The organism is Pseudomonas sp. CVAP#3 (assembly GCF_018986375.1).
Classification (GTDB): Bacteria; Pseudomonadota; Gammaproteobacteria; order Pseudomonadales; family Pseudomonadaceae; genus Aquipseudomonas; species Aquipseudomonas helvetica.
Window position 1 is genome coordinate 1 of the sequence record NZ_JAHMSC010000002.1, and the last position, 26,518, is coordinate 26,518.

A 26,518-nucleotide genomic window follows, 5' to 3' on the forward strand; every position below is an offset into this window, starting at 1 on the left:
CATGTGAGAGTAGGTCATCGTCAAGATTAAATTCCGAAACCCCAATTGCGAAAGCAGTTGGGGTTTTGTTTTGTCTGCGAGAAAGTTCGCGAGCAACCAGACTAGCTTGCCCGCGCTAGCTTCCACTGCTTGGTCAGGCACACATAGACAATCACGTTGATCAGCAATACCAGGCTGCCCAGCCATAGCTGTATCGCTGGAGTTAGTCCGCTCGGGTATATCAACGTCCATACATAATGCTCAATGAAACTGTCACCGTAACCGTCCTGTCCGGCGGTTTGGCGCAAGAGGTTTTCCCAGCGGGTCAGCGGACAGGTGAGTTGGAAGAGTTCGACTACCACGCCCCACACGACTGCGGGCAGGTGCCACCAGATCAAGTGCTGCCATTTGAGTGCCAGCAGTCCGCCGAAGAGCACGAACAGAATGAACAGCAGATGAAACAGCACCAGCCCGTCGGCGGCGATTCGGTAAACCATGACGACTCCGTCCTTTAACGTATTTCTATAGCATACGGGTATGCGGTTTTGCTGAAGTGAGACTGTTTGGCGTCACCAAAACCTTACGTTCCTATCGTGATTCTTTGTCCTTCCTTGCGCCACCTATACTCAAAATACAGTGGTTGGAAACGCTGGCTGTTCCGTTCGGACAGCGGATAGGTTAGCGCTGCCGTGTCATTTCCAGGGGGGGGCTGCGATCTTGAATCTGCGTTTCCTGCTCGTTGTCTTGTTATCGGTGTTGGCAGGATGTGCCGCAGTGCATCGCGCCTCCGAGCCGACTGCGCCGGTTGTTATCCCGGAAGCGACCTGGCAGCAGATTGATAAAGACATAGACGCCGCTTCATTGGCCTCCAAAGTGGTAGTCAAGCGTTACACACGCAGCGCCATGGAGCGCTGGAGAGCGATGGTCTACCAGCGCACCGAAACAGACTTCATCCCGTGGTTTACCAACTATTGGACCCAGCAATGGCTGTCTGCGAAGGTGGGTTGGTACAAGATGAGCAGCGGGGGAGAGGTCGATCCTGTGGTAAGCCGGCTAACGGTCTACTTGCAGGAGCAATACCATGAGCGTGTGCTGGATCCTGTCGCCAAGGTCACTGATCCCAACATGATCATGGCCGACGCAATAACCCTGTATTTACAGACCCTCGACGCGCATCTGGTGGAGATCCAGCAGCATTACAGCGCACCTCAAGATCAATTCGACCGTCGACTCAACGACATCCCAGCGATTGCGCTGGCGCCGCCGCCTGCGCGCAACGCTTCGCTCTATCAGATAGCTCATGCCGAACCGGTAACCAATCTACCAGCCTATCAGGCCTTGATCGAACGGGTCCGCAGCGCTAACAGCGGTGCGGGAGCTGGGTTATCGGACGCCGGTATATCGTCGGTGGCCAAGCGAGCCGGTGAAAAACTCGAAGCCGAGATTACCACCCGTAGTGCCGCCGGCGCTGTTGCCGCGGCAGTTGGGCGATTGGCGGGGGCAGTAATTTCCGTTGTGTCGGCGAGTATCGGTGCCGTCTCGAACGAGCATGATCGACCGGAGATGGAAGTGCAGCTACGCAAAAGCCTGGGCGACGCGTTCGACAAAGCGTGGCTTGGGTTGATGGAAAACGAGGCCAATGGGGTAATGGCGGGGGTCTACTACATTTCGGGGCAGATAGAAGGCAGTCTCGCTAAAAACTTGCCGGTTGTGCCCGAACCTGCACCGCTAGAGTCCCCTCTGCAAGGCGGTCAGGCTCTTCAGTAGGAAAAATACTGCAGCAGCCTTCATGAACAGCCCGCCCGCTACTCGGCAGACGGACATCCATTGAAGGGCGCGCTGGCCATTTTACTGATCAGGCTGGCCAGTCGTTTTACGTTGTTCTGATGAGCTCCCACCAGATCATCGATGGTTGAGCCCGCCGGTGTTTGCAGCGTTGTACGGCAGGTTAGCGGTGTGCTGCCGGCATCAGTTTCCGCAGTTCTCAGGCGCCATTTCACATCCACGAGTGCGTAGCGGCCGGGAACAGAATCAAAACGCTGCACATCGACCCGCAGCGATACTTTGCGCTGAGACGCCGTGCCGGACAACTGATCGACCAAGGCACTTTTCAACTCATCGGACAGGCTGGCCCCCCACCATTCGGTATCCAGAATTGCCAGGCCGCTGTTACCTTGGCGAACGACGATTTGCGGGCGATCGACCTGAGGCGGCACGGTGACCCGCTCAATCTGAATATCTGCGCCACCCCTTGAGCCTGTGGCTGGCTGGGCCGGAGTCAAGGTGTGGTAATGAATCGGATCACTGCGGCACGCAGCGAGCAGTACCGCCAGACTGAGCAACGAAACTTTCAGCGATAAAGGCATGGGCGTGCTCCTGGGTCAGTTGCTCGACGACGGTTGCAGGTTCAGTACGGGAAGACCTTTGGGCCGCCCGCGTAGCAAGGATTCCGGGTGCTGGGTCAGATAGTCCGACAACTCACGCAGCGAGCGTGACACACGCCCGAGTTCGTCCAGGGTTTCGCGCAGTTGTTCACGTTGTGGCGAGTCGTCGGCGAGGGTCGAGCTGGCCGATTGCAGGGTTTTACTCATGTCCTGCAAGGTGTTCTCTACGCCCGGCAGGGTCTTGCTGTTGACCTGTTTGAGGCTTTTGCGCAGTTCCGTCAGGTTGTCATCGAGGTTATTGGCGATGCGCTCGATCGGCAGTTTGTTGATCTTCTCGATCATCGCCTGGAACTGCTCTTGCAGTTGCTCGAGGCTCGCAGGAACAGTGGGTATCCTGAGCGGCCGGGCATTGGGGTCGTAGGCAACTTTTGCGGCTTTGGGGAAGAAGTCCAGCGCAATATACAGCTGTCCGGTCAACAAATTGCCGTTACGTGCCTGGGCGCGCAGGCCGTTTTCGACAAAGCTGCCCATGAGTCGATTAACCGCCTGTTCGTCGTCGGGGTTGTAGTTCAGGGCCTTCAGCATCTTGATATGGGCCTGCCCCAGGCGTTGCGGGTAGATCACGATGCCCACGTTGATGGGGAAAGTGCGGGTCTTCTCGTCGAAGTCCAGATTGATCGCAACCACCTTGCCGATTTCCAGTCCCTGGAACTCCACGGGGGCATCTACTTTCAAACCGCGTAACGCCTGATCAAAACGCAGCGACAGGAATTGCGCCTTGCCATTAGGTGGGGCGAGGGCGGTCTGTTGATTGTCGAACAGCTCGAAGTTCTTGTCTTCGGCGGCTGGTTGATCGTTGGGGCTGTAGTCTGGAGCACGGAAGGTAATACCGCCTACCAGCAAGGCTGACAGTGACTCGGTTTTGAACGCAAAGCCATTGGCGCCCACATCGATGGCGATACCACTGACGTTCCAGAAGCGAGTGTTTTCGGTGACGTGGGCATCGTTCGGCGCCTTGACGAAGACCTGGATATCTACACCCTTGCCCTCCGAATCCAGTGCATAGGCGACCACCTGGCCGACCGGAATCTTGCGGTAGTAAACAGGAGAGCCAATATCCAGTGAACCGAGATCCTGAGTGTGCAGCATGAAACGCTTGCCCGGCTCACCAAGGGTGAGGGGCGGCGGGGCCTCCAGGCCGATGAAGGTGTTGGCGCGGGCATCGGCGTTGCCGGCGTCGGCACCGACAAAGGCGCCCGAGAGCAAGGTGTCAATTCCAGACACGCCACCGGCACCAATGCGTGGCCGCACGACCCAGAATTTCGAGTCTTCGCGGGTGAAAGATTCCGCCTGTTTGACGAGTTTCACCGTGGCGTTGACGCTCTTCTGGTCATCGCTCAATTCGACGTCGGAGACATGGCCGATCACCACGTTGCGGTATTTGACCTCGGTCTTGTTGGCGATGAGACCTTCGCCAGTCTTGAAGTTGAGAATGATGGTTGGCCCTTGTTGCAGTATGTTGTGCACCACCAGGGACACCCCGACCAGCACCGCGACGATCGGCACGATCCATACCAGCGAAATACTCCAGCGACGGGTCTTGATGCTGGCATGGCCGGGGACTTGCTGTCCCTCAGTGGCTTGCGACTCCATCCATGACCTCCTCGGATTTTCGCTTTTCCCAAATCAGGCGCGGGTCAAAACTCATTGCCGAGAGCATGGTGAACACCACCACCAGACCAAAGAACAGTATCCCCTGGCGGGGTTCGATATCGCCCAGCGCCTGGAACTTCACCAGCGCCGCTACCAGTGCGACGACAATCACATCGAGCATCGACCAGTAGCCGATCAACTCGACGAAACGGTAGAGTTTTGAACGCTCTTTGCGAGCCCAGAGACTACCGCGTTGTACCGTGATCAGCAGCAGCGAGAGGGCCACGAACTTGATGCCTGGCACCGCAATACTGGCGATGAAAATGATCAGCGCAATGTCCCAGGCTCCATGTTCCCAGAACTCCAGCACGCCGCCGATGATGGTGCTTTCAGAGTCGCTGCCCAACATGCTGGTGTTCATCACCGGCAACAGATTGGCCGGGATGTAAAACACCATTGAGGCCAGCAGGTAGGCCCAGGTTCGGGTCAATGAGTTGGCTTTTCGGGCATGCAAAGGGGCGCCACAGCGCTCGCACTCGTGTGGGTGGTCGGTCATGTCACAGGCATTGCCGCAGCTGTGGCACAGGCAAAGGTTGAGATCGCGGGCTTCAGGTGCCGTGTTCATAGGATGCCCCACAGGTCGCGAACATCGCGGCCGGCAATCCGGATCAGCAGCAAGCTCAGCACAGAGAGGGCAAACAGGCCGATGCCCGGTAGCACATCGAGCAGACCTGCAAGTTTGAACACCGAGACCAGCGCCCCCAGCAGACAAACCTCAAGCATGCTCCAGGGCCTTAGGGTTTCCAGCCAGCGCATGCACAGCCTGAATGCCGGTGAGCGCCTGGCCGCCAGGGCAAAACTCAACACCCAGACCAGCAACAGCAGTTGAATGATGGGGGCGATGATCATGGCGATGGCCGCGACCATGGCCATGAAGGTGATCGGCCCCTGGCTGAGCGCCAGCACCGAGTCCCATAAGGTGGCGCTATTTTTCAGGCCTTTGAGGCTGATGCTCATCACCGGATAGAAGTTGGCGAAAATCCACAGCACGGCGGCCGTCAGGCTCAAGGCCAGGCGTTGCTCCACTGACAATCCGTTGTAGCGCTGAAGTACCCCGCCACAACGCGTGCACAGGGCGGTTTGATGTTTGGCGAGCGCCACTTTTTCATACACGCAATCGCAATGTTCACAGATGATCAAATGATCAGTCCTGGTCATGGTTCGCGCTCAGGGGAAGTCGGAAGCTACAGGCCGTTAAATGAATATAGAAGCCCCTCGCGATAGAGCAAATCCAAAGTACAAGACATGAGGCAAGACGGGGTGGCAAGCGCTGGTAGCTTGCGGCTGTCGCAACCAACAACTGCGAGTTCTTGAGGACCGAGAGCGCGCAGTCAGTGGTTCGAATTGATGGACGAGAGAAACTATTCGCCGCGAATGTACTGCTCCAACTGCTGGATCAGCTCGGCCTGCTCGGCAATGGCTTCCTTGACGAGGTCGCCGATGGACAGCAAACCCAGCAGTTGACCGTTTTCCACCACCGGCAAATGACGCAGGTGCTTGTCGGTCATGATATTCATGCAGGTTTGCACGGATTGATGGGAGTCCACCGTGATTACCGGCGAGTTCATGATGTCGCTGACAGGCGTACCGACCGAAGAGCGACCTTTGAGCACCAGTTTGCGCGCATAGTCGCGCTCACTGATCACCCCAACTATTCGACCGTTTTCGAGTACCGGCAATGCACCGACGTTTTTTGCGGCCATGACCATCAGGGCTTCGAGCACCATCTGATGCGAGTTGATGGTATGAACCTGCTGGTTCTGTTCGGCCTTTAACTTGAGCAGCTGCGCGACGGTCTTCATGAGGGCCTCTCCGGTGTTGTATTTATCAGGCGTCGCCAAGCGCGTTGACGCTTATACAGAATCATAGACGCAGGCCAACAGAACAAGAGGGCAAAGCGGCATTCAGGGGTTCTAAAAGCGTCATCGAAGGGAGTTTGCGCTATCAGCAGTGCGGTTTCGCTCTTGGCAGTCGCTGATAGCCCGGACGGGCTATCAGCGTCGTGGCGCGCTCGCTTAGCAGTAGCGATCGATCACGCACACACCGGACTGACCCTGTGCACTCTTCCACGCCTGATTCAGCGTCTCAAGAACACGCGCGACAAAGTCTTTGTCGGCGGCAGCTTTCTTGCCAACATAACCCTGGCCGCGACGGTACATCTTCAATCGGGCACGCAAGTCATGCTTGTTCTTTTCGAACTCATCTTCATGGGCGTGGGGCGACAGGCAGTCGATATGCACCTGGCCAGACTCGGCAATCCACAGGATATGGCTGTCATGGCTGTCTTTGTGTGCTGCGAACATCCGAGCCAGTTCATCAATAGTCGGTTGATTGTTCAGATTCATTTGTAAGCCCCTTGACCAGTGTTTGATCTGTCTAGTTGGTTCGCTAATTCACTTCTCTGCATCGGTAAGTTGATATCTGGTACCGAAACCAGGGCGACAGTGGGTGTCTGCCGAATATCGGCAGGGCCTTGAGCAGGATGCATGTAGTCTTGCCGAGAAACTGCTACGCACGTGCGGCACAGCGGGGAGAAACAGCGATTACCTGGACGTTGTTACCGACATTATTCAGCTCGGCCACAAGCATCTTGAGGATTGATCGCCAGCGTTTCTCGTCCTTGTACTGGACGCTCATGCTGGGTCAGCTTCATCAATCTGCCTTGTGGGCAGTACACATCCGGGAGCAGCTCGGCGGTCAGTCGAGCTTTTTCACAACACTTTTGCCAATGCTCCCGATCGGGGAGACGTCCGCATCATGCAAGGGGAAAAACAACTCGTCAACGGTTTTGTAGTGAATATTTTAAATCACTACATAAAACGCTTTGGCGCCCGTAGGGTCGGCCTAGAGCCTTGTCCTACAATCACTTGCGCGGCAAACGCAAAGGCAGCCGTGAGCACCGATGACGCGTAGAATCACCCTGTGAAATAGTCTTCGAGGTTGCAGTGGTGGATTTACAGCAGGGCTTCGTCTTGACCCGGCATTGGCGCGATACTCCGGCCGGCACGCAAGTCGAGTTCTGGTTGGCGACCGATCAAGGCCCAAGGCTTGTCCGGCTGCCGGTTCAGCCGTCGGTGGCGTTCATTCCCGAGCAGCAGCGCGAGCAGGCCGAGTTGCTGTTGCGTGGCGAGCAGGGTGTCGAGCTTCGCCCGCTGGGGTTGCAGGATTTTCAGCATCGGCCGGTGTTCGGGCTGTATTGCCAGCAGCACCGCCAGTTGATGCACCTCGATACGCTGTTGCGCAGGGCCGGTGTCGATGTATTTGAGGCGGATATTCGTCCGCCGGAACGCTACCTGATGGAGCGCTTCATCACCGCGCCGGTGTCGTTCACTGGAGCGGAAGACGACTCCGGCACACTGCTCGACGCTCATCTCAAACCTGCGCCTGGCTATCGCCCACGGCTGAAGCTGGTTTCGCTGGATATCGAAACCACCGAGCAGGGCGAGCTGTATTCGATTGCACTGGAAGGCTGTGGTCAGCGTCAGGTCTACATGCTCGGGGCGCCAAATGGCGATGACTCGTTGGTGGATTTTGCGCTTGAGTACTGCGACTCACGAACCCTGTTGCTGAAAAAACTCAACGAGTGGTTTGCGCTCCACGACCCCGATGCAATCATCGGCTGGAACCTGGTGCAGTTCGACCTGCGCGTGCTGCACGAGCATGCCCGGCGGCTGGCCGTGCCGTTGCGCCTGGGGCGCGGTGGCGAGGAGATGCAGTGGCGCGAACACGGTTCGGGCAACAATCACTTCTTTGCCGCAGCGGCAGGCCGACTGATCATTGATGGCATCGAGTCGCTGCGTTCGGCAACCTGGAGTTTTCCCTCGTTCAGTCTGGAGAACGTCGCGCAGACGCTGCTCGGCGAAGGTAAGTCGATCGACAATCCGTACCAGCGCATGGACGAAATCAACCGCATGTTCGCCGAGGACAAGCCCGCGCTGGCGCGCTACAACCTCAAGGACTGCGAGCTGGTCACGCGGATATTCCGTAAGACCGAACTGCTGACCTTCTTGCTCGAGCGCGCCAGCGTCACCGGTTTACCGGCCGATCGCAGCGGCGGTTCGGTTGCAGCGTTCACTCACCTCTACATGCCGTTGATGCACCGTCAGGGCTTTGTCGCGCCGAACCTCGGCGAGCGTCCTCCGCAGGCCAGTCCCGGAGGGTTTGTCATGGACTCGCAACCGGGGTTGTACGAATCGGTGTTGGTGCTCGACTACAAGAGCCTGTACCCGTCGATCATCCGGACCTTTTTGATCGACCCGGTGGGGCTGGTGGAGGGCTTGCGCCACCCTGACGACAGCGAGTCGGTACCGGGTTTCCGTGGTGCGCGTTTCTCGCGGACGCGGCATTGCCTGCCAGCGATTGTCGCCCGTGTATCGCAAGGCCGGGAAGTTGCCAAGCGCGAGCACAATGCACCGCTTTCACAAGCCCTGAAAATCATCATGAATGCGTTCTATGGCGTGCTGGGTTCCAGTGGTTGCCGGTTTTTCGATACACGGCTGGCATCGTCTATCACCTTGCGCGGGCATGAGATCATGCTCAGGACTCGCCAACTGATCGAGGCGCAAGGGCACGCGGTGATTTATGGCGACACCGACTCGACTTTCGTCTGGCTGCGGCGTGCTCATGGTCAGGAAGAAGCGGCGCAGATCGGCCGGTCTCTGGTCGAATACGTCAACCAGTGGTGGCGCGAGCATTTGCTGCAGGAGTTCGGGTTGCACAGCGTGCTCGAACTGCAATTCGAAACGCACTTTCGACGGTTTCTGATGCCGACCATTCGCGGCGCAGAAGAGGGCAGCAAGAAGCGCTATGCCGGGCTGGTGACTCGCGCCGACGGCACTGACGAAATGGTCTACAAAGGCCTGGAAACCGTGCGCACCGACTGGTCGCCGCTGGCCCGGCAATTTCAGCAGGAACTCTACCTGCGGATCTTTCACCGTCGGCCTTATCAGGATTACGTTCGCGAGTTTGTCCGTGCGACTTTGGCCGGTGAGCACGATGACCTGCTGATCTACCGCAAGCGCCTGCGCCGGCCATTGGACGACTATCAACGCAACGTACCGCCCCATGTGCGGGCCGCACGCCTGGCCGACGAATACAACGATCGGCTGGGCCGGCCACGCCAGTATCAGAGCGGTGGCTGGATCAGTTACGTGATCACGGTGGCGGGTCCCGAGCCGCTGGAAATCCGCAGCGCGCCGATTGACTACGACCATTACGTCAGTCGCCAGCTGCAGCCAGTGGCCGACGCGATACTGCCGTTTGTCGATGATGATTTCAGCACGCTGATTGGCGGGCAATTGGGCTTGTTCTAAGCCTTAGACCATCGCCAGCGGATGTTTGCGAGTGGGCGCGCCAAACGCTCGATCCAGTGCCTGAAGATCTTCAGCATCGAGCTTCAATTCGCCGGCGGCAGCGTTCAACCGCACGTGTTCTGGGTGTACCGCTTTGGGGATGGCAATCACGCCGTCCTGACGCAGAATCCAGGCCAGTGACACCTGGGCCGCAGTGACGTTATGGCGTGCGGCGATCTGCTTCAGTGCCGGCTCGACCAGAAGGCCCCCGGCCTGGGCAATCGGACAATAAGCCATCAACGGCATGCGCTGTTGCTGGCACCAGGGCAGCAGGTCGAATTCGATACCGCGCTCCTCAAGGTTGTAGAGCACTTGATTGGTGGCGCAGGCGTCCGAGCCCAATTCGTGCAAGTCCGCCACATCGAAATTCGACACGCCCCAACGGCCAATCTTGCCGTCTTCGCGCAGGCGTTCGAAGGCTTCGATGGTTTCTGCGAGCGGGAACTGGCCGCGCCAGTGCAGTAAATACAGATCGATGTAGTCGGTTCCCAAACGGCGCAAGCTGCGTTCGCAGGCCAGAGGAATACCGCGTTGGCTGGCGTTGTGCGGGTAGACCTTGCTGACCAGAAACACCTGATCGCGAACACTGGCAATGGCTTCGCCAACCACTTCCTCTGCACCACCTTCGGCATACATTTCTGCGGTGTCGATCAGGGTCATTCCCAGTTCGATGCCGGTCCGTAATGCGGCGATTTCACGGGTTCGTTGTCGTGGGTCTTCACCCATGCGCCAGGTGCCCTGACCAATGACAGGGACCGGCACGCCAGCCAGTTCGAGCGTTCGCATCACAACCTCCAGACGAGACTTGATGAATAGAAATTGGGCCGCGGCGAAGCCAAGAGGTTCTATCGCACTCTCGACGCAATCCATTGCTTATGTTTAAAAGGAATAAATATCTAGTTATTTATTCCTTTGTTCTGTGTTCGATCCGGTGCATTTTAAAGTCATGCACAACCGTGCTCATGTAGCCATTTCGACAGGAAGCCTAGTCATGACCATCAAAGCAATCAACGTCCGCAATCAATTCAAAGGCATCGTCAAGGAAATCCTGGAAGGGCCGGTGGTCTCTGAAGTCGATGTACAAACCGCTTCCGGGATTGTCACTTCGGTGATTACCACGCGTTCGATTCGCGATCTCGAGTTGGTGGTGGGCAGCGAGGTCATCGCGTTCGTCAAATCCACCGAGGTGTCGATCGCCAAGCTCTGACGCGAGAGCCCGGCGTCACGTTCTCTCACAGAGCACTCAAAAGCCGCGCATTTCAAATAACAGTGAAACTTTTGTAAGCATCTGGCCAAGTCATCTACCTGCACCCCACTGCGTCTGTCGCCAGCGTCGCAATGGGGTGCGGGATCAACCATTGAAACGAGTGGTCATGGTCGGCTGCCCCCGGCGATGACGGCGGCTTTGCTTTCCCGGGTGTAAGTCAGCACGAAGTGCGCCGCGAGACCGAAGATCAAACCCCAGAAGGCGGCGGCCAAACCGAGGAAACTCATGCCCGAGGCGGTGACCAGGAAGGTGATCAGCGCCGCTTCACGTTGTTTCTCGTCCGCCATGGCGCCGGTCAATCCGGCGCTGATTGCACCGAACAAGGCCAGGCCGGCGAGGGAGGCAATCAACTCTTTAGGCAGGGCGGAAAACACCGAGGCCAGGGTCGCGCCAAAAGTGCCCATCAGAATGTAGAACACCCCGCAGGCAATCCCGGCGACGTAGCGTTTGTCGCGGTCTTCGTGGGCTTCGCGGCCGGTGCAGATCGCCGCCGTAATCGCTGCCAGGTTAAAGCCGTGGGAGCCGAACGGGGCCATCAGAATCGAGCCAATCGCGGTGACCGAAATGATCGAACGCGCCGGGGTGTTGTAGCCCGAGGTGCGCAACACCGCCATGCCGGGGACATGCTGGCCGGTCAGGGTCACCAGAGCCAGTGGCAGGCCGATGTTGATGATTGCGTGCCAGCTCCACTCGGGGGCAATGAAGACCGGGTGGGCCACGGCGATGGTGATCGAGCTGCTGTTGAGTTCACCGAACGAGGCGGCCACGGCGCAACCGATAATCAGCACCGAGAGAATCGCGTAGCGTGGCGAAAAGCGTTTGAAGATCAGGTAGGCCGCGATCATCGACAGCACCAGCGCCGGTTGCAGCTTGATCGAGGTGAACAGCTCGGCGCCGAAGCGAAACAGAATACCCGCGAGCATGGCGGCAGCGATGGCTTTGGGCAGGCGGCTCATCAGCTTGTCGAACGCTCCGGACAACCCGACCACGGCGATGATCACCGACGCCACGACATAGGCACCGATGGCCTGGGGCAGGGTAACGGTGGGCAACATCGATACCAGCAATGCCGCGCCCGGCGTCGACCACGCGGTGATCACCGGAATCCGCAGGCGCCAGCTCAGGAACAGGCCGGTAATGCCGCTGCCGATGGAAATGGCCCAGATCCACGAAGACACCACGTCGTTGGGCAGATGGGCTTCCTTGGCTGCCTGAAACACGATGATCAAAGGGCCGGCATAGGAAATGATCACGGCGATGAAGCCCGCAATGACCGCTGACAGGGATAGATCCTTTCTGAGTGTGTCCATGATGTCTCGACTTGGCGCGGCAGAGTCGCGCAGTGATCAGGGGTGGATTGAGTCGATTGATTCGATTCGGAATGAGTGTATTTGAATGAATTGAATTGATTCAATAGGTGGCGATGTTGTTGTGAGATGTTTTCTTACTATCAGTGCCTATTTTCCGATTGTTAGGCGTTTAATTATTTGATTTATAAGCTTATTAATTATTTTAAAAATATCTCAATGCTGCAATACCTATCGATTCAATTGTCGGGCCAATCGACTCAATTTGCCGATTGGGTCGATTGATTAGTTGCCTAACCTCCATGTGATATGCTCGGATATTCATCATTTCGACGATGGGCAGTGAACATTCATGTGGGTTCCCCAGCTAAGCGAGTTCAGCCAGCCGATGTATTTGTCGATTGCCGATGCGTTGGCGCGCGATATCAGCAGCGGCGTGTTGAGCGAAGGTGATCGTCTGCCGACCCTGCGGGAGCTGGCCACCACCTTGAATGTCACGCCGGGCACCATCAGTCGGGCCTACAGCGAAGCCCATCGACGTCGTCTGGTGCAGGGGGAAGTAGGGCGGGGCACGTATGTGCTCAATCAGAAGCAGCTGGAACTACCAGCCAGCAATAGCAATACGTCGCTGAACCTGGGGCAATCCGAATTACTTGATCTGTCGATCATCAAGCCCTACAGCGAAACCCTGGAATACTGGTTGCGCGGTGCGTTGGTGGGCATGGCCAAGAGCACCGACTTCGCACGTACCCTGGATTACGCGCCGGACGGCGGTCACCCGGCTCATCGTGAGGCGGGTGCGCAGTGGTTGCGCCATTCGTTGCCCGATGCGCAATGGCAGCAAGTGGTGATCACCGCCGGTGCCCAGCATGGCTTAATGGTCGCGATGAGTGCCCTGACCAACGCCGGTGACCTGGTGCTCTGCGAAGAGCTTTGCTACCCCGGCATCATTTCCCTGGCTCATGGTCTTGAGCGCCGCCTGCGTGGCGTGCCGATGGACGATGAAGGGATCATTCCCGAAGCGCTGCGCGAGCTGTGCCTGCGCGAGAGGCCAGCGATGCTGGTTTGCGTCGCGACCTGCCAGAACCCGACGGCGGCGATCATGTCGCAAAAACGCCGAGCACAAATCGCGGCACTGGCCGAAGAGTTCGACTTCATCATCCTGGACGATGACATCTACGGCTTCCTCGCCACCGATCCGTCGATCAAGCCGTTGTCGACGTTTGCGCCGGATCGTTCGGTGTACCTGACCAGCCTGTCGAAATCGGTGATGCCGGCGCTACGCATCGGCTATATGTATAGCCCGCCCAAATTGCTGTCGCGCCTGACCTCGATGGTGCGCAGCAGCGTCTGGATGCCGTCGCCGTTGACCGCGCAATTGGCCAGCAATGTGATTACCGAAGGCCTCGACAAAAAACTGATCCGCATCCAGCGCAACGAAGCCGCCGGGCGGCAAGCGATTGCCCAGGAAATATTTGCCAATTTCGAGCTCAAGACCCAGCCGTATTCCTACCACGTCTGGTTGACGCTGCCTGAGCCGTGGACCAGCGACGAGTTCACCATGCTGGCTCGGACCCACGGGGTGCTGGTGCTCAGTGGCACGCAGTTTCAGGCCGAACGTTCCGGGATTACCCGCTGCGTGCGGGTGGTGCTGATGTCGCCCACCAGCCAGGACGAATTGCGCTTCGCCCTGACCAAGCTGACCAGTCTGATCGATTCCGACCCGCGACGTTACTACTGAGATCACGAGGGCGGCCTGGAAGCAAAAAGGGCGCCCGAGGGCGCCCAAAATCACCTTAACCGAGGAGCCAGGTGAGGCCGTTCGTGTAACTGCAGCGGTGGTAAGGCGCTGCGTGAACGGTATTGCGTGGTACACCCAAAGGCGCACCGTTATCTATTTAATGCTGTCGCGATGAAACGCGACGGCGTTAAGCCGTCGCACCAATCTGTTGGGTAGCAGGTCGTTGTGAAGCCGGTTGTTTCCAGGATTCGCTAGCGGTCTGATCCATGGCTTCCTGGATCGCGCGCTTGCGAGTGGCTTCGGCCTTGCGGCTGAAGTACCAGACCATGAAGGTCACGATCGAAACGGCCAGCAGAATCAGGCTGGCCACGGCGTTGATCTCGGGCTTCACACCCAGACGCACGGCCGAGAACACTTCCATCGGCAGGGTGGTCGAACCCGGGCCGGAGACGAAGCTCGCCAGCACCAGATCGTCCAGCGACAGGGCGAACGACATCATGCCGCCGGCTGCCAGCGATGGCGCGATCATTGGAATGGTGATCAGGAAGAACACCTTCAATGGCCGCGCACCGAGGTCCATGGCCGCCTCTTCGATGGACAGGTCCAGCTCACGCAAGCGCGCCGATACCACCACTGCTACATAGGCGGCGCAGAACGTGGTGTGGGCGATCCAGATGGTGACGATGCCGCGTTCCTGCGGCCAGCCGATCATCTGCGCCATCGCCACGAACAGCAGCAACAACGACAGGCCGGTGATCACTTCCGGCATCACCAGTGGCGCGGTGACCAGCCCGCCGAACAGCGTGCGACCCTTGAAGCGGGTTACGCGGGTCAGCACAAAAGCCGCCAGCGTGCCTAGCGCTACGGCGGCAACCGCGGTGTAGCAGGCGATTTCCAGCGAACGCACGACCGAGCCCATCAGCTGGGTGTTGTCCAGCAGGCCGACGTACCACTTCACCGACCAGCCGCCCCAGACCGTCACCAGTTTGGAAGCGTTGAACGAGTAGATCACCAGGATCAGCATCGGCATGTAGATGAACAGCAGGCCGAGCACCAGCATCATTCTTGAAAATCCGAAACGGTTCATGCCCGTCCCTCCATCTCTTTGGCTTGGCTGCGGTTGAACAGGATGATCGGCACAATCAGGATCGCCAGCATCACCACCGCCAAAGCGGACGCCACCGGCCAGTCGCGGTTGTTGAAGAACTCTTGCCACAGCACGCGGCCGATCATCAGGGTTTCCGGGCCACCCAGCAGTTCCGGAATCACGAACTCACCGACCACCGGAATGAACACCAACATGCAGCCGGCGATAATGCCGTTCCTGGCCAGCGGTACGGTGATTTTCCAGAAGTTGTTGAAGTTGCTTGAACCCAGGTCCGATGCGGCTTCCAGCAGACTGCCGTCATGCTTGACGAGGTTGGCGTACAGCGGCAGCACCATGAACGGCAGGTACGCATACACCACGCCGATGTAGACCGCAGTGTTGGTGTTGAGGACTTCTATCGGCTCTGAAATCAGCCCGGTCCAGAGCAAGAAGGCATTGAGCAAGCCGTTGTTGCTGAGGATGCCCATCCACGCATACACGCGGATCAGGATCGCCGTCCAGGTCGGCATCATGATCAGCAGCAGCAAGACGTTCTGCGCTTCCTTGCTGGCCTTGGAAATTGCGTAGGCCATCGGGAAACCGATCACCAGGCACATCGCCGTGCTGAGGGCGGCCATTTTCAAGGAGCCCAGATAAGCCGAGATGTACAGCTCATCGTCGCCCAGCATGGCGTAGTTGCCGAGGTTCAACAGCAGCTGGAATTTCTGTTCGGCGAAGCTGTAGATCTCGGAGTAGGGTGGAATGGCCAGGGCGGCTTCGGAAAAACTGATCTTCATCACCAGGAAAAACGGCAGCATGAAGAACAGGCACAGCCACAGGAATGGAATACCGATCACGACTTTACGGCCGCTCGGCAAAAACCGCTGGAACTGCTGAGTGAGAGTGTTCATGCGCGCAGTACCACGCCGCTGTCGTCTTCCCACCAGACGTAGACCTGATCGTCCCAGGTCGGGCGAGTGCCACGGCGTTCGGCGTTGGCCATGAACGACTGCACGATCTTGCCGCCAGGCAACTCCACGTAAAACACCGAGTGCCCGCCGAGGTAAGCGATGTCATGCACCTTGCCCTGGGACCAGTTGTAACGGGTCTCGGGTTTGAGGGTGCTGACCAGCATTTTTTCCGGGCGGATGGCGTAGGTGATTGACTTGTCCTGCACCGACGTACTCACGCCGTGACCGACGTAGATCTTCTGCTCCAGGTCCGGGCTGTGAATGATCGCGTGACCTTCCAGGTCTTCTACAACGGTGCCGTCGAAGGAGTTCACGTTGCCGATGAATTCGCAGACCATGCGACTGACTGGCGCTTCATAGATATCGACCGGACTACCGATCTGCGCGATCCAACCCAGGTGCATGATCGCGATGCGTTGGGCCATGGTCATGGCCTCTTCCTGGTCGTGGGTCACCATCACGCAGGTCACGCCGACGCGTTCGATGATTTCCACCAGTTCGAGTTGCATCTGCGAGCGCAGCTTTTTATCCAGTGCGCCCATCGGCTCATCGAGCAGCAGCAGTTTCGGACGTTTGGCCAGCGAGCGGGCCAGTGCCACACGCTGGCGCTGACCGCCGGAGAGCTGATGCGGCTTGCGCTTGGCGTACTGGGTCATGTGCACCAGCTTGAGCATTTCTTCGACGCGGGCTTCGATCTCACTGGTAGGCAGACGGTCCTGCTTCAGGCCGAAGGCAATGTTCTGCGCCACGGTCATGTGCGGGAACAGCGCGTAGGACTGGAACATCATGTTGATCGGCCGCTCGTACGGCGGCATATCGGTGATGTCTACGCCATCGAGGTAGATCCGCCCTTCGGTCGGTCGCTCAAAGCCTGCCAGCATGCGCAGGAGTGTCGATTTGCCGGAACCCGAACCACCCAGCATGGCGAAGATTTCGCCTTGGTGGATGTCCAGGGACACATCGTCTACGGCAATGGTTTCGTCAAATTTCTTGGTTACGCGGTCGACTCTCACCAGAACCTTTTTCGGTTGCTGGTTACCTTCTAGAGCCTTCCTGTAAATGCTGGAGGCGTTTGCCATGTGAAACTCCCAACAGGTGTCAGTCGTCGGGCCAATACGGCCTGACTTAATAGTTGATTGCGAACCCGCACCGGGTACGGCTCCTACGGGGTTACCCGTGTCGGTCGGGCCAATTCGGCGACGCCGTCCCGGCTGCCTGGTCGTACTTGTTGTTATTGCGGTTTGTGGTTTTCGTGAGTCACGGATGCGCAAGGGCGCGCCCGCCCGACTCACGTGGGCAGTAAATGGATTAATCGAGTGTCAAGTCAGCGCGTATTACGCAACGCCGCCCGTTGCCGGCACGCGTCGCCAAACGCCTGGAAAATACTCAAGTAGGGAGGGTTGGTCAGGACCTGCCATTCCGGATGCCATTGCACGCCGAGGGCGAAGGCCTTGCTGTGCTCGACGGAGATCGCTTCGATCAGACCATCGGGAGCGATGGCTTCGGCGCGCAGGCCGGGGGCCAGTCGGTCGATGCCTTGACTGTGAATCGAATTGACCTGGAACACCTGCGGCAATTCCAGCGCTTCGAACACACCGCCCGGTTGCACGCTGACCGCGTGAGCCGGTGCGTACTGCACCGCCAGATCCGGATGATCCACTTCCCGGTGATCAAGCATGCCGGGCAGTTCGTGGACCTTCTGATGCAGGCTGCCACCGAACGCCACGTTCATTTCCTGAAAGCCGCGACAAATACCGAGCACCGGAACGCCGGCGGCAATCGCTGCACGCAATAAGGGAAGGGTGGTGCTGTCCCGGGCAGGATCGTGATCCGTGCCGGGTGCGCTGGCGGGACCTTGATAGTGGAAGGGTTCCACATTCGACGGCGAGCCGGTCAGCAACAAACCGTCAAGATGCGCGAGCAGCTCATCAATCTCGGTTAGTTCGCCTAAGGAAGGAATGACCACCGGCAGCCCCAGAGCCGCGACGCTGACAGCACGCAAGTACTTGTCGCCGCTGATGTGGTAGGGGTGCAGGCCAATCTGTTTGACGCACGCAGTAACGCCGATCAATGGCTTGAGTGCCATTTTTATCACCTCGAAGTTTCACACTTGAACGAGCTTTTCCGGAGCTTAGCCTCGTTGATTTTAATTAACAACTCTCATGTAAAAAATTCTAAACGGAAAAGCCGCTGGGAATTCGAGCTGGCGCGGGTTTAAGGCAGTAAATAGGTCGATGAGTGGCTTAAGCGGCCAATAAATTCAACGCGAAAGGCGCTTCGTTCGCTATTGACTTCACTTTGCCTTTCGGATTGACTGGGCTCGTGAAAGTGCGGTGAACATAATAATTAACAGCTAATAGGTGCATCATGTCGGTCCCTCTGCGTGCCGTTCAACTCAACGAAGCAAACGCATTCCTTAAGAAATATCCTGAGGTTTTGTACGTCGACCTTCTGATTGCGGATATGAACGGTGTGGTGCGCGGCAAGCGCATCGAGCGCACCAGTCTTCATAAGGTTTACGAAAAAGGCATTAACCTGCCGGCGTCACTGTTCGCTCTGGACATCAACGGTTCCACGGTGGAAAGCACCGGCCTGGGTCTGGACATCGGCGACTCCGACCGAATCTGCTACCCGATTCCCGGCACCCTGAGCATCGAGCCTTGGCAGAAGCGCCCCACCGCGCAACTGTTGATGACCATGCACGAACTCGAAGGCGAGCCGTTCTTTGCCGACCCGCGTGAAGTGCTGGCCAATGTGGTGCGCAAGTTCGACGAGATGGGCCTGACCATCTGCGCCGCGTTCGAACTCGAGTTCTACCTGATCGACCAGGACAACGTGAACGGACGTCCGCAGTCGCCACGTTCGCCGGTTTCCGGCAAGCGTCCGATGTCGACCCAGGTGTATCTGATCGACGACCTCGACGAATACGTCGATTGCCTGCAAGACATCCTTGAAGGCGCGAAAGAGCAGGGCATCCCGGCTGACGCCATCGTCAAGGAAAGCGCCCCGGCGCAGTTCGAAGTGAACCTGCACCACGTCTCCGACCCGATCAAGGCCTGCGACTACGCGGTGCTGCTCAAGCGTCTGGTGAAGAACATCGCCTACGACCATGAAATGGACACCACCTTCATGGCCAAGCCGTATCCGGGCCAGGCGGGCAACGGTCTGCACGTGCACATTTCGATTCTCGACAAAGAAGGCAACAACATCTTTGCCAGCGAGGATCCCGAGCAGAACGCCGCACTGCGTCACGCGATCGGCGGTGTGCTCGAGACCCTGCCGGCGCAGATGGCCTTCCTTTGCCCGAACGTCAACTCGTACCGTCGTTTCGGCGCACAGTTCTACGTGCCGAACTCGCCGAGCTGGGGCATCGACAACCGCACCGTTGCGGTCCGTGTGCCGACCGGTTCTGCCGACGCGGTGCGGATCGAACACCGCGTGGCTGGCGCCGATGCCAACCCGTACCTGCTGATGGCCTCGGTGCTGGCCGGTATTCACCACGGCCTGACCAACGAAATCGAGCCGGGCCCACCGGTCGAAGGCAACAGCTACGAGCAGAACGAACAGAGCCTGCCGAACAACCTGCGCGATGCACTGCGTGAGCTGGACGACAGCGAAGTCATGGCCAAATACATCGACCCGCTGTACATCGACGTGTTCGTGGCGTGCAAGGAAAGCGAGCTGGCCGAGTTCGAGAACTCCATCTCGGACCTTGAGTACAACTGGTATCTGCATACGGTCTGAGTCTGCGAAGCCCCTCACCCTAACCCTCTCCCAAAGGGAGAGGGGACTGATCGGGAGATGCTCGGGAACTCCTGCGACCTGACGCTTTTGTATCGAATCCATAATCGACTGGATCGGTCAGGTCGCTGAATGTCTTGAGACAACGTGGTCAGTCCCCTCTCCCCTGAGAGAGGGCTAGGGTGAGGGCTGGATCCCAAGCAGAGCACATCAGCCAGAGAACTACCCAATTCCCCTGCGTCGAGTCACAACCATGACAATTACTCGCAGCGACTGGGAGCAACGCTTCCAGTCCTTGACAATCGAAGGTCGGGCATTCATTGACGGCCACTACTGCTCGGCACTCAGCCGCGACACCTTTGAATGCATGAGCCCGGTGGACGGCCGCTTCCTGGCGAACGTCGCCAGTACCGACGAAGCCGACGCGAATGTGGCGGTGCAGATTGCGCGCCGGGCGTTCGAGTCCGGCGTCTGGGCCAAGCTGGCCCCGGCAGAGCGCAAGCGCATCCTGATTCGTTTCGCCGATCTGATTCTGGCGAACCAGGAAGAACTGGCGCTGCTGGAAACCCTCGACATGGGCAAGCCGATCAGCGACTCCATGGCCATCGATATTCCAGCGACCGCCAACGCGATCCGCTGGAGCGCCGAGGCGATCGACAAGATCTACGACGAAGTCGCGGCAACGCCGCACGATCAGTTGGGCTTGGTCACTCGTGAACCGTCGGGCGTAGTCGCGGCCATCGTGCCGTGGAACTTCCCGTTGATCATGGCCAGCTGGAAGTTCGCACCAGCCCTGGCGGCGGGTAACTCGTTCATCCTCAAGCCTTCGGAAAAGTCGCCACTGACGGCAATCCGCATCGCTCAACTGGCGCTCGACGCCGGTATCCCGAAAGGCGTGTTCAACGTGCTGCCGGGTTTCGGCCACACCGTCGGCAAGGCGTTGGCGCTGCACATGGACGTCGACGTGCTGGCCTTCACCGGCTCGACCGCGATTGCCAAGCAACTGCTGATCTATGCCGGGCAAAGCAACATGAAACGCGTCTGGCTGGAAGCCGGCGGCAAAAGCCCGAACGTGGTGTTTGCCGACGCGCCGGATTTGCGTGCGGCAGCACAAGCGGCGGCTGGTGCGATTGCCTTCAACCAGGGCGAAGTCTGCACCGCCGGTTCTCGTTTGCTGGTGGAGCGTTCGATTCGCGAGCAGTTCATTCCGCTGCTGGTGGAAGCACTGCAAGCCTGGAAACCGGGGCATGCCCTCGATCCGGAAACCACCGTCGGTGCGGTCGTCGATCAGCGCCAACTGGACAACGTGCTGCGCTACATCAGCATTGGCAAAGAGCAGGGCGCCCAACTGATCGCGGGCGGCAATCGCACCCTTGAAGACACCGGCGGCCTGTACGTGGAACCGGCGATTTTCGACGGCGTGACCAACGCCATGACCATCGCCCGGGAAGAAATCTTCGGCCCGGTGCTGTCGCTGATCACCTTCGACACCGCCGAAGAAGCATTGGCAATTGCCAACGACAGCATCTTCGGTCTGGCCGCCGGGGTCTGGACCAGCAACCTGAGCAAGGCGCATACCTTCGCTCGCGGCTTGCGCGCCGGCAGCGTCTGGGTCAACCAGTACGACGGCGGCGACATGACCGCGCCGTTCGGCGGGTTCAAGCAGTCGGGTAACGGTCGGGACAAATCGCTGCATGCGTTCGATAAATACACCGAGCTCAAGGCGACCTGGATCAAGCTCTAACACTTCTACAACGGCGGTCGCAGGCATGTGCGTGCGACCGTTCGGGAACTCAATCATGCAAAAACATGTAAACAGCTACTACGCCGCAACCCGCAACGAGACCATCGATTTTCCGGTGCTCGAAGAGCTGGTCGAGTGCGATGTCTGCGTCATCGGCGCCGGCTACACCGGTTTGTCCTCGGCCCTGTTCCTCAGTGAAGCGGGCTACAGCGTCACCGTGCTCGAAGCCGCCAAGGTCGGCTACGGCGCCAGCGGTCGCAACGGCGGTCAACTGGTCAACTCCTACAGCCGCGACGTCGATGTCATCGAAGAGCGTTACGGCGACAAGGCTGCCGAAGTGCTGGGCAGCATGATCTTTGAGGGCGCGGACATCATCCGTTCGCGCATCAAGCAGTACGACATCCAGTGCGACTACAAGCCCGGCGGCATTTTCGCAGCGCTGAACAAGAAGCAGCTCAAAGGCCTGGCCGAGCAGAAAAGCAGCTGGGAGCGCTACGGCAACAAGAACCTGAGAATGCTCGACGCGGCTGAGATCAAGCGCGAAGTCGGTTGCGACAACTACGTCGGCGGCCTGCTGGACATGCAGGGCGGCCACATCCACCCGCTGAACCTGGCACTCGGTGAAGCCTCGGCTATCATCGGCCTCGGCGGTAAAATCTACGAGCAGTCGGCGGCGGTGGAAATCACCTACGGCGAGCCGATCACCGTGCGCACCGCCAAAGGCGTGGTGCGGGCCAAGTACCTGCTGATCGCCGGCAACGCCTATTTGCCTCAGGACCTCGACAACCGCGTCACCCGCAAGAGCATGCCCTGCGGTTCGCAAATCGTGGTCACCGAGCCCTTGTCGGCCAAAGTCGCCAAGGGCCTGATCACCAATAACTACTGCGTCGAAGACTGCAACTACCTGCTCGACTACTACCGCCTGACCGCCGACAACCGCTTGCTGTACGGCGGCGGCGTGGTCTACGGCGCGCGCGAACCGGACGACATCGAGCAACTGATCCGCCCGAAAATCCTCAAGACCTTCCCGCAATTGAAGGACGTGAAGATCGACTACCGCTGGACCGGCAACTTCCTGCTGACCATGTCACGCATGCCGCAATTCGGCCGCATCGAGAAAAACGCCTACTACATGCAGGGCTACAGCGGCCATGGCGTCACCTGCTCGCACCTGGCTGGCAAACTGATCTCGGAAATGATCCGTGGCGACGCCGAACGCTTCGACGCGTTCGCCTCCCTGCCGCACATGCCCATGTTCGGCGGCCGGACCTTCCAGGCCCCGCTCACCGCCATGGGCGCCGCGTATTACGCACTGCGTGACCGTTTCGGTATCTAGGTTGCACCTCGCCGGTGGCCACCGCAAAATGGGGCCGCCGGCTAATGCCAGTCAGTCAAGGATGAGCACTGTCTCTGTGGCGAGGGAGCTTGCTCCCGCTGGGGTGCGAAGCGGCCCTGCTTTTGACTATTTATCTGCCATTTATCGAACCTGCTGAGCAACACCAACAAACGTGATTTAATACCCGACTTTCACGGTTCAGGGACAGGGAAGCGGTGTTCTTCGCGGCCAAAAGTCGCCCGCCATCCACCCCCATTAGTCGTTCTCACATAAGGCTGTCATGGATACGGGTTCTCGACTCAAATTAGTACGCGAAAGCTACAAACTGTCCCAGCGCGAGCTGGCCCGGCGTAGCGGCGTCACCAATGCCACCATCTCCCTGATCGAACAGAATCGAGTCAGTCCTTCTGTCAGCTCCCTGAAAAAGCTCCTCGAAAGCATCCCCATGTCTTTGGCGGACTTCTTCACCTTCGATCAACCGCCCCAAGAGCACAAATACGTCTTCCGCGCAAACGAGCAGCCCGATCTGGGCCGTGATGGCCTGCGTCTTTTGCTGATCGGCGCGTCGGTGCCGAGTCGGCAGATGCGTCTGCTGCGCGAGCAGTACGCGCCGGGTGCGAGTTCGGGCGAAGAGCCGATTGTGCATGTGGAAGGGGAGGAGTGTGGGCTCGTTACCCGTGGCACGGTTGAGCTGACCGTGGATGGGCAGATCAGTGTGCTGAACGCCGGGGATGGGTATTACTTCCCGACGACGCTGCCGCATCGGTTTCGGAATATTGGGGCGGATGAGGCAGAGATTATTAGTGCGAATACGCCAGCTAACTTCTGATGTGAAAGCGGCCTCGGCGGCTGCTTTCGAACCCGAACGTTTTCAAACCGCCTGAGTCGGACGCGGAAGTTTCGTAACTCCGCTCCGAGATTGACAAGCCGGATCACCCCAAACACTATCACTCCATGACCTACACACGCCGCATGAACATGATGTGCTCCTCCATGACCGCCTCTGGCGGGCCGTGAGGTCATGCGTTCGTAGGATTTGACGTAATTACCCAAGGCCCCGCCAGAAATGGACGGGGCTTTTTAGTTCTCCGTCCACCGATGGCTAACGGAGAATGAAATGTTCGAGATCAGACGCGCCACACCAAGCGATTCCCAAACCGCCTTCGATATTCGGCTTCAAGCGATACGGCATCAATGCATCGGCGCCTATGCCACGGAGCAAATGCTGGCCTGGACGGCAGGATCAGCCGAGGACGGGTACAGCGACCTGATGGAAAAACACTTTTATCTGGGCTGTATTCAAGGGGAACCGGTGGCGACGGGAATGCTTGATCTGGAGAGCGGCGAAATCGGCGCGATCTTTGTGCTCCCGGGTTTTATGCAACAAGGCATCGGCTTGAGAATCCTGAGCTACCTGGAATACCTCGCGCGGAGTCTGGGGCTGAAAGAAGTCAATCTGGACGCTACGTTGAACGCTGCTGCCTTTTACCGGCGATGCGGTTACGTGGGCGACGAACCTGCTATTTACCATTCGCCCTCCGGGCTTCAGTTAGCTTGTGTTCCTATGGTGAAGGGGCTTTTGTAGAGAACAAAAGGGGGCGCCCATTAGTCGTGACTCGAGGCCGGTTAATGGATGTCCCCCTTTTGTTTTTTTGCTGCTCCCCTTGGCGGGATCAGCGCAATCAATGCGTCGGCAGCTGCAACCGGTCCAGAACACAGCCGTTGGCTTTTGGCGATGACTGCTTTGCCTGAAGGAGTCGGGCCTCAGAATCCAAATCAAAGATGCTGACTTGGCAGGTGCCGAAATCATTAGGGCCGTCGGCGATGCCGCCCTTGATCACATAGTGGGCACCTGGGATGAACTCACTGACGAAATCGATTTTGCAGGTGCGGTTGCCGCTGGCCCAGCCGTGCAGCACTAAGTGGATCGGTTTGGCCGCCTCAATGGCGCGGAAGCCTTCGGGTTTCGATGTCTCTCCACTGACCGAGAACAGTTCCCGACCAGGCGTCACCGCCACCGACCTGCCGAACTTACAGGCCATGGTCGGCGCTTCGGTAAGACTCAGGCCGTTGTGACGGTTGATCATGGCGTCCATCTCACTGCGAATCTGCGCTTGAGGGGCGTTTGCTGGAGGCACGTATTGTGGGGTCTGTGAGCAACCCGCCGTCAGCAGCAGAAGCGAGCCCAGGTAAAGCGGTTTCATGATTGTCTCTGTCCGTTTCAGTTTGAGGTGGGGCACTTTAAAAATAGATCTGTCACCGGTTGTCCCCAACCGTCTAGTCGATTGGATGCGATTGAGATAGCCATAGATGTCGATCTTTAGCGGAATTGCGGAATGGTACGCAGGCCGGTCTGTGTCAGTGGGAATAGCGCCGCTCGGCCATTAGATTTATGAAGGCGGTAAACACGGTGTCAGGACGCAGTAAAGGTATTGTTCATCGGCCAGCGCATTTCTAGATATTCAGTCAAATAATTCATAAAAGCTTTGACCTTGGGTGTGATGGCGGCACGTTCTTGGACGCATGCATAAATATCGAGCGGTTCAGCGTAGGCATAAGTTGAAGCGTGGCGATGTTCAAACAGAGGAACGAGTTGGCCACTCTGGATATAGGGTGCCGCCACGAACTCTGCTAAGCGGGTAATTCCCGCGCCGTGGATAGCCATTTGGGCTAGAGCGTCAATATCGTCACTGATTGCGGTCGCATTGAGAGTAGCGTCATAACGTTGCCCGTCCCGGATAAAGCCCCAACGTAGAAAGCGTCCATCTAGCGGGTAGCGAAAGGCTAGGCAGGCGTGCTGTTGGAGTTCTTCAGGGGTGCGTGGCCAGCCGACTCGTTCCAAATAGGTGGGTGACGCGCAGATGATAAAAGGGACCGAAACGATCTTGCGAGCGACGATCCCCTCTTCTAGTTGTGGTTTGATCCGCAGGCTCAGATCAATGCCTTCTTGAATATGATTAATTTTGCGATCTGTGGTTGAGAGTTCAACTGTCAGGCGTGGGTAACGGGTAGCGAAACCGGCGATCAGTGATGCCAACACATGTCGCCCGAAAGCTGAGGTAGAAGCGATGCACAGTCGCCCTTGGAGTTGGGTCTGCGCGCTGGTGATCGCACGTTGCGCCGACTCGAGATCACGCGCTATGCGCTTAACTTTTTCGTAGTACACCGTGCCGTTCTCGGTTAACACCATGCTACGTGTGGTGCGCTGGAGAAGGCGCGTGCCTAGATGGGTTTCCAAGCGATTTATGGTCTGGCTAACGGCTGCGGCACTGACACCCAGGGTTTTGGCTGCGCCCACAATGGAGCCCGCTTCAACCACCTTGATAAAGCTATCAATCGCACCTAACAGGTTCATCTTTAACCCAATGGGAAAAATCATTCATAAGATTTTATTTATAAAGTAATTACTGTTAATCGTCTAGTTGCTGATTTTTGATCTTGTTATGGTACTCGTTACCTATCAATGGAAGATCAAAAAGGTCTGATATGAATCCCAAAGCATCCTCTAAAGCTCCATTTTTCAACCGGCGCAAGCTCTCGGCTCGCACGACTCACTATATTTTCGCACTCTATATGGCCACCATCATGGCGTTCTTGATGTCACTCGTGATCACTGCGGCAAATTCCGGCATTGAGACTGATTATCTAAGTAATACGCTGCACGCCTATAAATTGGCTATGCCCGTTGCATTCCTGTGCATACTGGTCGTTCGCCCCATTGTGCTCAAACTGGTGTCTTTAACTGTACACCCACATTAAGAGCGGCCTCTCAGCGGCCCAATTGGTGAGGCATTGTGGACCGCCATATCGGGTTGACTGTTGCCGGTCGTCACAGGCCGGAGTCGTTACGTTTGACCTGATGTGAGGTCGGGTATGCCGATAAGGCAACTACGCACG

Annotated in this window: 25 protein-coding genes and 1 pseudogene; 10 read left to right on the top strand and 16 right to left on the bottom strand. The window is 57.9% G+C overall.

What is annotated here, in order from left to right:
* Positions 1 to 101: 101 nt before the first annotated feature.
* Positions 102 to 476, bottom strand: a complete 375-nt coding sequence (locus KRR23_RS03460) for a DUF2784 domain-containing protein (protein WP_216741357.1) — start codon at positions 474 to 476, stop codon at positions 102 to 104.
* Positions 477 to 696: 220 nt separating this feature from the next.
* Here KRR23_RS03460 and KRR23_RS03465 point away from each other — a divergent pair, with 220 nt between their 5' ends.
* Positions 697 to 1,746: a hypothetical protein gene (locus tag KRR23_RS03465; RefSeq protein WP_216741358.1), complete on the top strand. Its 1,050-nt coding sequence runs from the start codon at positions 697 to 699 to the stop codon at positions 1,744 to 1,746.
* 38 nt (positions 1,747 to 1,784) lie between these two features.
* Here the strand turns inward: KRR23_RS03465 and KRR23_RS03470 are convergent, their stop codons facing one another.
* The 6 genes from KRR23_RS03470 to KRR23_RS03495 all read right to left on the bottom strand — a co-directional run bounded on the left by KRR23_RS03470 (position 1,785) and on the right by KRR23_RS03495 (position 6,421).
* Positions 1,785 to 2,345 carry a membrane integrity-associated transporter subunit PqiC gene (locus KRR23_RS03470; protein ID WP_216741359.1) on the bottom strand — a complete coding sequence of 187 codons (561 nt, stop codon included), beginning with the start codon at positions 2,343 to 2,345 and terminating at the stop codon, positions 1,785 to 1,787.
* Positions 2,346 to 2,360: 15 nt separating this feature from the next.
* Entirely contained in the window at positions 2,361 to 4,016 is a 1,656-nt protein-coding gene (locus KRR23_RS03475; protein WP_216741360.1) for an intermembrane transport protein PqiB, read from the bottom strand.
* A complete protein-coding gene (locus tag KRR23_RS03480) occupies positions 3,997 to 4,641 on the bottom strand; it encodes a paraquat-inducible protein A (protein ID WP_216741361.1) in 645 nt (214 codons plus the stop codon). Before KRR23_RS03480 ends, KRR23_RS03475 begins: the two co-directional genes overlap by 20 nt.
* A complete protein-coding gene (locus tag KRR23_RS03485; protein ID WP_216741362.1) occupies positions 4,638 to 5,234 on the bottom strand; it encodes a paraquat-inducible protein A in 597 nt (198 codons plus the stop codon). Before KRR23_RS03485 ends, KRR23_RS03480 begins: the two co-directional genes overlap by 4 nt.
* Positions 5,235 to 5,437: 203 nt before the next feature.
* Positions 5,438 to 5,878, bottom strand: a complete 441-nt coding sequence (locus tag KRR23_RS03490; RefSeq protein WP_019689625.1) for a CBS domain-containing protein — start codon at positions 5,876 to 5,878, stop codon at positions 5,438 to 5,440.
* A gap of 213 nt (positions 5,879 to 6,091) precedes the next feature.
* Positions 6,092 to 6,421 (bottom strand): hypothetical protein, encoded by a 330-nt coding sequence (locus tag KRR23_RS03495; RefSeq protein WP_054598133.1) that lies wholly within the window; start codon positions 6,419 to 6,421, stop codon positions 6,092 to 6,094.
* A 603-nt stretch (positions 6,422 to 7,024) separates the two neighbouring features.
* Between KRR23_RS03495 and KRR23_RS03500 the strand changes: the two genes are divergently transcribed.
* Positions 7,025 to 9,388 (top strand): DNA polymerase II, encoded by a 2,364-nt coding sequence (locus tag KRR23_RS03500; RefSeq protein WP_216741363.1) that lies wholly within the window; start codon positions 7,025 to 7,027, stop codon positions 9,386 to 9,388.
* A gap of 3 nt (positions 9,389 to 9,391) precedes the next feature.
* Here KRR23_RS03500 and KRR23_RS03505 read toward each other — a convergent pair whose 3' ends face one another.
* Positions 9,392 to 10,213 (bottom strand): aldo/keto reductase, encoded by an 822-nt coding sequence (locus tag KRR23_RS03505; RefSeq protein WP_216741364.1) that lies wholly within the window; start codon positions 10,211 to 10,213, stop codon positions 9,392 to 9,394.
* A 205-nt stretch (positions 10,214 to 10,418) separates the two neighbouring features.
* On the opposite strand from KRR23_RS03505, the gene KRR23_RS03510 reads away from it, so the two are divergent.
* A complete protein-coding gene (locus KRR23_RS03510) occupies positions 10,419 to 10,634 on the top strand; it encodes a molybdopterin-binding protein (RefSeq protein ID WP_054598130.1) in 216 nt (71 codons plus the stop codon).
* 164 nt (positions 10,635 to 10,798) lie between these two features.
* On the opposite strand, the gene KRR23_RS03515 is transcribed toward KRR23_RS03510, so the two are convergent.
* Positions 10,799 to 12,004 (bottom strand): benzoate/H(+) symporter BenE family transporter, encoded by a 1,206-nt coding sequence (locus KRR23_RS03515; RefSeq protein WP_216741365.1) that lies wholly within the window; start codon positions 12,002 to 12,004, stop codon positions 10,799 to 10,801.
* Positions 12,005 to 12,353: 349 nt separating this feature from the next.
* On the opposite strand from KRR23_RS03515, the gene KRR23_RS03520 reads away from it, so the two are divergent.
* Positions 12,354 to 13,742 (top strand): PLP-dependent aminotransferase family protein, encoded by a 1,389-nt coding sequence (locus tag KRR23_RS03520; RefSeq protein WP_216741366.1) that lies wholly within the window; start codon positions 12,354 to 12,356, stop codon positions 13,740 to 13,742.
* 187 nt (positions 13,743 to 13,929) lie between these two features.
* Here the strand turns inward: KRR23_RS03520 and KRR23_RS03525 are convergent, their stop codons facing one another.
* The 4 genes from KRR23_RS03525 to KRR23_RS03540 all read right to left on the bottom strand — a co-directional run bounded on the left by KRR23_RS03525 (position 13,930) and on the right by KRR23_RS03540 (position 17,886).
* On the bottom strand, positions 13,930 to 14,829 hold the full coding sequence (locus tag KRR23_RS03525) for an ABC transporter permease subunit (protein WP_216741367.1): 900 nt from the start codon (positions 14,827 to 14,829) through the stop codon (positions 13,930 to 13,932).
* Positions 14,826 to 15,707: an ABC transporter permease subunit gene (locus KRR23_RS03530; RefSeq protein ID WP_216741764.1), complete on the bottom strand. Its 882-nt coding sequence runs from the start codon at positions 15,705 to 15,707 to the stop codon at positions 14,826 to 14,828. Before KRR23_RS03530 ends, KRR23_RS03525 begins: the two co-directional genes overlap by 4 nt.
* Positions 15,708 to 15,736: 29 nt before the next feature.
* Positions 15,737 to 16,879, bottom strand: coding sequence for a polyamine ABC transporter ATP-binding protein (gene potA, locus KRR23_RS03535; protein WP_216741368.1), 1,143 nt, complete (start codon positions 16,877 to 16,879; stop codon positions 15,737 to 15,739).
* Positions 16,880 to 17,124: 245 nt separating this feature from the next.
* Positions 17,125 to 17,886 (bottom strand): gamma-glutamyl-gamma-aminobutyrate hydrolase family protein, encoded by a 762-nt coding sequence (locus KRR23_RS03540; protein ID WP_216741369.1) that lies wholly within the window; start codon positions 17,884 to 17,886, stop codon positions 17,125 to 17,127.
* Between the two features lie 281 nt (positions 17,887 to 18,167).
* Here KRR23_RS03540 and KRR23_RS03545 point away from each other — a divergent pair, with 281 nt between their 5' ends.
* The 5 genes from KRR23_RS03545 (at position 18,168) to KRR23_RS03565 (ending at position 24,206) form a co-directional block, all read left to right on the top strand.
* Complete coding sequence (locus tag KRR23_RS03545) at positions 18,168 to 19,544, top strand: glutamine synthetase family protein (RefSeq protein ID WP_216741370.1); 1,377 nt, start codon at positions 18,168 to 18,170, stop codon at positions 19,542 to 19,544.
* A gap of 250 nt (positions 19,545 to 19,794) precedes the next feature.
* Positions 19,795 to 21,285, top strand: a complete 1,491-nt coding sequence (locus KRR23_RS03550; RefSeq protein ID WP_216741371.1) for an aldehyde dehydrogenase — start codon at positions 19,795 to 19,797, stop codon at positions 21,283 to 21,285.
* Positions 21,286 to 21,337: 52 nt separating this feature from the next.
* Positions 21,338 to 22,621 (top strand): NAD(P)/FAD-dependent oxidoreductase, encoded by a 1,284-nt coding sequence (locus KRR23_RS03555; RefSeq protein WP_367880644.1) that lies wholly within the window; start codon positions 21,338 to 21,340, stop codon positions 22,619 to 22,621.
* 280 nt (positions 22,622 to 22,901) lie between these two features.
* On the top strand, positions 22,902 to 23,450 hold the full coding sequence (locus KRR23_RS03560) for a cupin domain-containing protein (RefSeq protein WP_054598121.1): 549 nt from the start codon (positions 22,902 to 22,904) through the stop codon (positions 23,448 to 23,450).
* A gap of 288 nt (positions 23,451 to 23,738) precedes the next feature.
* Positions 23,739 to 24,206, top strand: a complete 468-nt coding sequence (locus KRR23_RS03565) for a GNAT family N-acetyltransferase (protein WP_216741373.1) — start codon at positions 23,739 to 23,741, stop codon at positions 24,204 to 24,206.
* 97 nt (positions 24,207 to 24,303) lie between these two features.
* On the opposite strand, the gene KRR23_RS03570 is transcribed toward KRR23_RS03565, so the two are convergent.
* The 3 genes and pseudogenes from KRR23_RS03570 to KRR23_RS03575 form a co-directional block, all read right to left on the bottom strand.
* The gene (locus tag KRR23_RS03570) at positions 24,304 to 24,825 is read right to left on the bottom strand and encodes a hypothetical protein (protein ID WP_216741374.1); all 522 of its coding nucleotides are present in this window, start codon (positions 24,823 to 24,825) and stop codon (positions 24,304 to 24,306) included.
* Between the two features lie 66 nt (positions 24,826 to 24,891).
* Positions 24,892 to 24,996, bottom strand: a pseudogene (locus KRR23_RS28980) (hypothetical protein); the annotation flags it as partial.
* Between the two features lie 38 nt (positions 24,997 to 25,034).
* Complete coding sequence (locus tag KRR23_RS03575) at positions 25,035 to 25,976, bottom strand: LysR family transcriptional regulator (protein ID WP_216741375.1); 942 nt, start codon at positions 25,974 to 25,976, stop codon at positions 25,035 to 25,037.
* A gap of 131 nt (positions 25,977 to 26,107) precedes the next feature.
* On the opposite strand from KRR23_RS03575, the gene KRR23_RS03580 reads away from it, so the two are divergent.
* Positions 26,108 to 26,380 (top strand): DUF2798 domain-containing protein, encoded by a 273-nt coding sequence (locus tag KRR23_RS03580; RefSeq protein ID WP_216741376.1) that lies wholly within the window; start codon positions 26,108 to 26,110, stop codon positions 26,378 to 26,380.
* Positions 26,381 to 26,518: the final 138 nt, after the last annotated feature.

Coding starts and splice junctions, on each gene's coding strand:
- KRR23_RS03460 (WP_216741357.1), bottom strand. CDS start 476: ATGGTTTACCGAATCGCCGCCGACGGGCTGGTGCTGTTTCATCTGCTG.
- KRR23_RS03470 (WP_216741359.1), bottom strand. CDS start 2,345: ATGCCTTTATCGCTGAAAGTTTCGTTGCTCAGTCTGGCGGTACTGCTC.
- KRR23_RS03475 (WP_216741360.1), bottom strand. CDS start 4,016: ATGGAGTCGCAAGCCACTGAGGGACAGCAAGTCCCCGGCCATGCCAGC.
- KRR23_RS03480 (WP_216741361.1), bottom strand. CDS start 4,641: ATGAACACGGCACCTGAAGCCCGCGATCTCAACCTTTGCCTGTGCCAC.
- KRR23_RS03485 (WP_216741362.1), bottom strand. CDS start 5,234: ATGACCAGGACTGATCATTTGATCATCTGTGAACATTGCGATTGCGTG.
- KRR23_RS03490 (WP_019689625.1), bottom strand. CDS start 5,878: ATGAAGACCGTCGCGCAGCTGCTCAAGTTAAAGGCCGAACAGAACCAG.
- KRR23_RS03495 (WP_054598133.1), bottom strand. CDS start 6,421: ATGAATCTGAACAATCAACCGACTATTGATGAACTGGCTCGGATGTTC.
- KRR23_RS03505 (WP_216741364.1), bottom strand. CDS start 10,213: ATGCGAACGCTCGAACTGGCTGGCGTGCCGGTCCCTGTCATTGGTCAG.
- KRR23_RS03510 (WP_054598130.1), top strand. CDS start 10,419: ATGACCATCAAAGCAATCAACGTCCGCAATCAATTCAAAGGCATCGTC.
- KRR23_RS03515 (WP_216741365.1), bottom strand. CDS start 12,004: ATGGACACACTCAGAAAGGATCTATCCCTGTCAGCGGTCATTGCGGGC.
- KRR23_RS03520 (WP_216741366.1), top strand. CDS start 12,354: ATGTGGGTTCCCCAGCTAAGCGAGTTCAGCCAGCCGATGTATTTGTCG.
- KRR23_RS03525 (WP_216741367.1), bottom strand. CDS start 14,829: ATGAACCGTTTCGGATTTTCAAGAATGATGCTGGTGCTCGGCCTGCTG.
- potA (WP_216741368.1), bottom strand. CDS start 16,879: ATGGCAAACGCCTCCAGCATTTACAGGAAGGCTCTAGAAGGTAACCAG.
- KRR23_RS03540 (WP_216741369.1), bottom strand. CDS start 17,886: ATGGCACTCAAGCCATTGATCGGCGTTACTGCGTGCGTCAAACAGATT.
- KRR23_RS03545 (WP_216741370.1), top strand. CDS start 18,168: ATGTCGGTCCCTCTGCGTGCCGTTCAACTCAACGAAGCAAACGCATTC.
- KRR23_RS03550 (WP_216741371.1), top strand. CDS start 19,795: ATGACAATTACTCGCAGCGACTGGGAGCAACGCTTCCAGTCCTTGACA.
- KRR23_RS03560 (WP_054598121.1), top strand. CDS start 22,902: ATGGATACGGGTTCTCGACTCAAATTAGTACGCGAAAGCTACAAACTG.
- KRR23_RS03565 (WP_216741373.1), top strand. CDS start 23,739: ATGTTCGAGATCAGACGCGCCACACCAAGCGATTCCCAAACCGCCTTC.
- KRR23_RS03570 (WP_216741374.1), bottom strand. CDS start 24,825: ATGAAACCGCTTTACCTGGGCTCGCTTCTGCTGCTGACGGCGGGTTGC.
- KRR23_RS03575 (WP_216741375.1), bottom strand. CDS start 25,976: ATGAACCTGTTAGGTGCGATTGATAGCTTTATCAAGGTGGTTGAAGCG.
- KRR23_RS03580 (WP_216741376.1), top strand. CDS start 26,108: ATGAATCCCAAAGCATCCTCTAAAGCTCCATTTTTCAACCGGCGCAAG.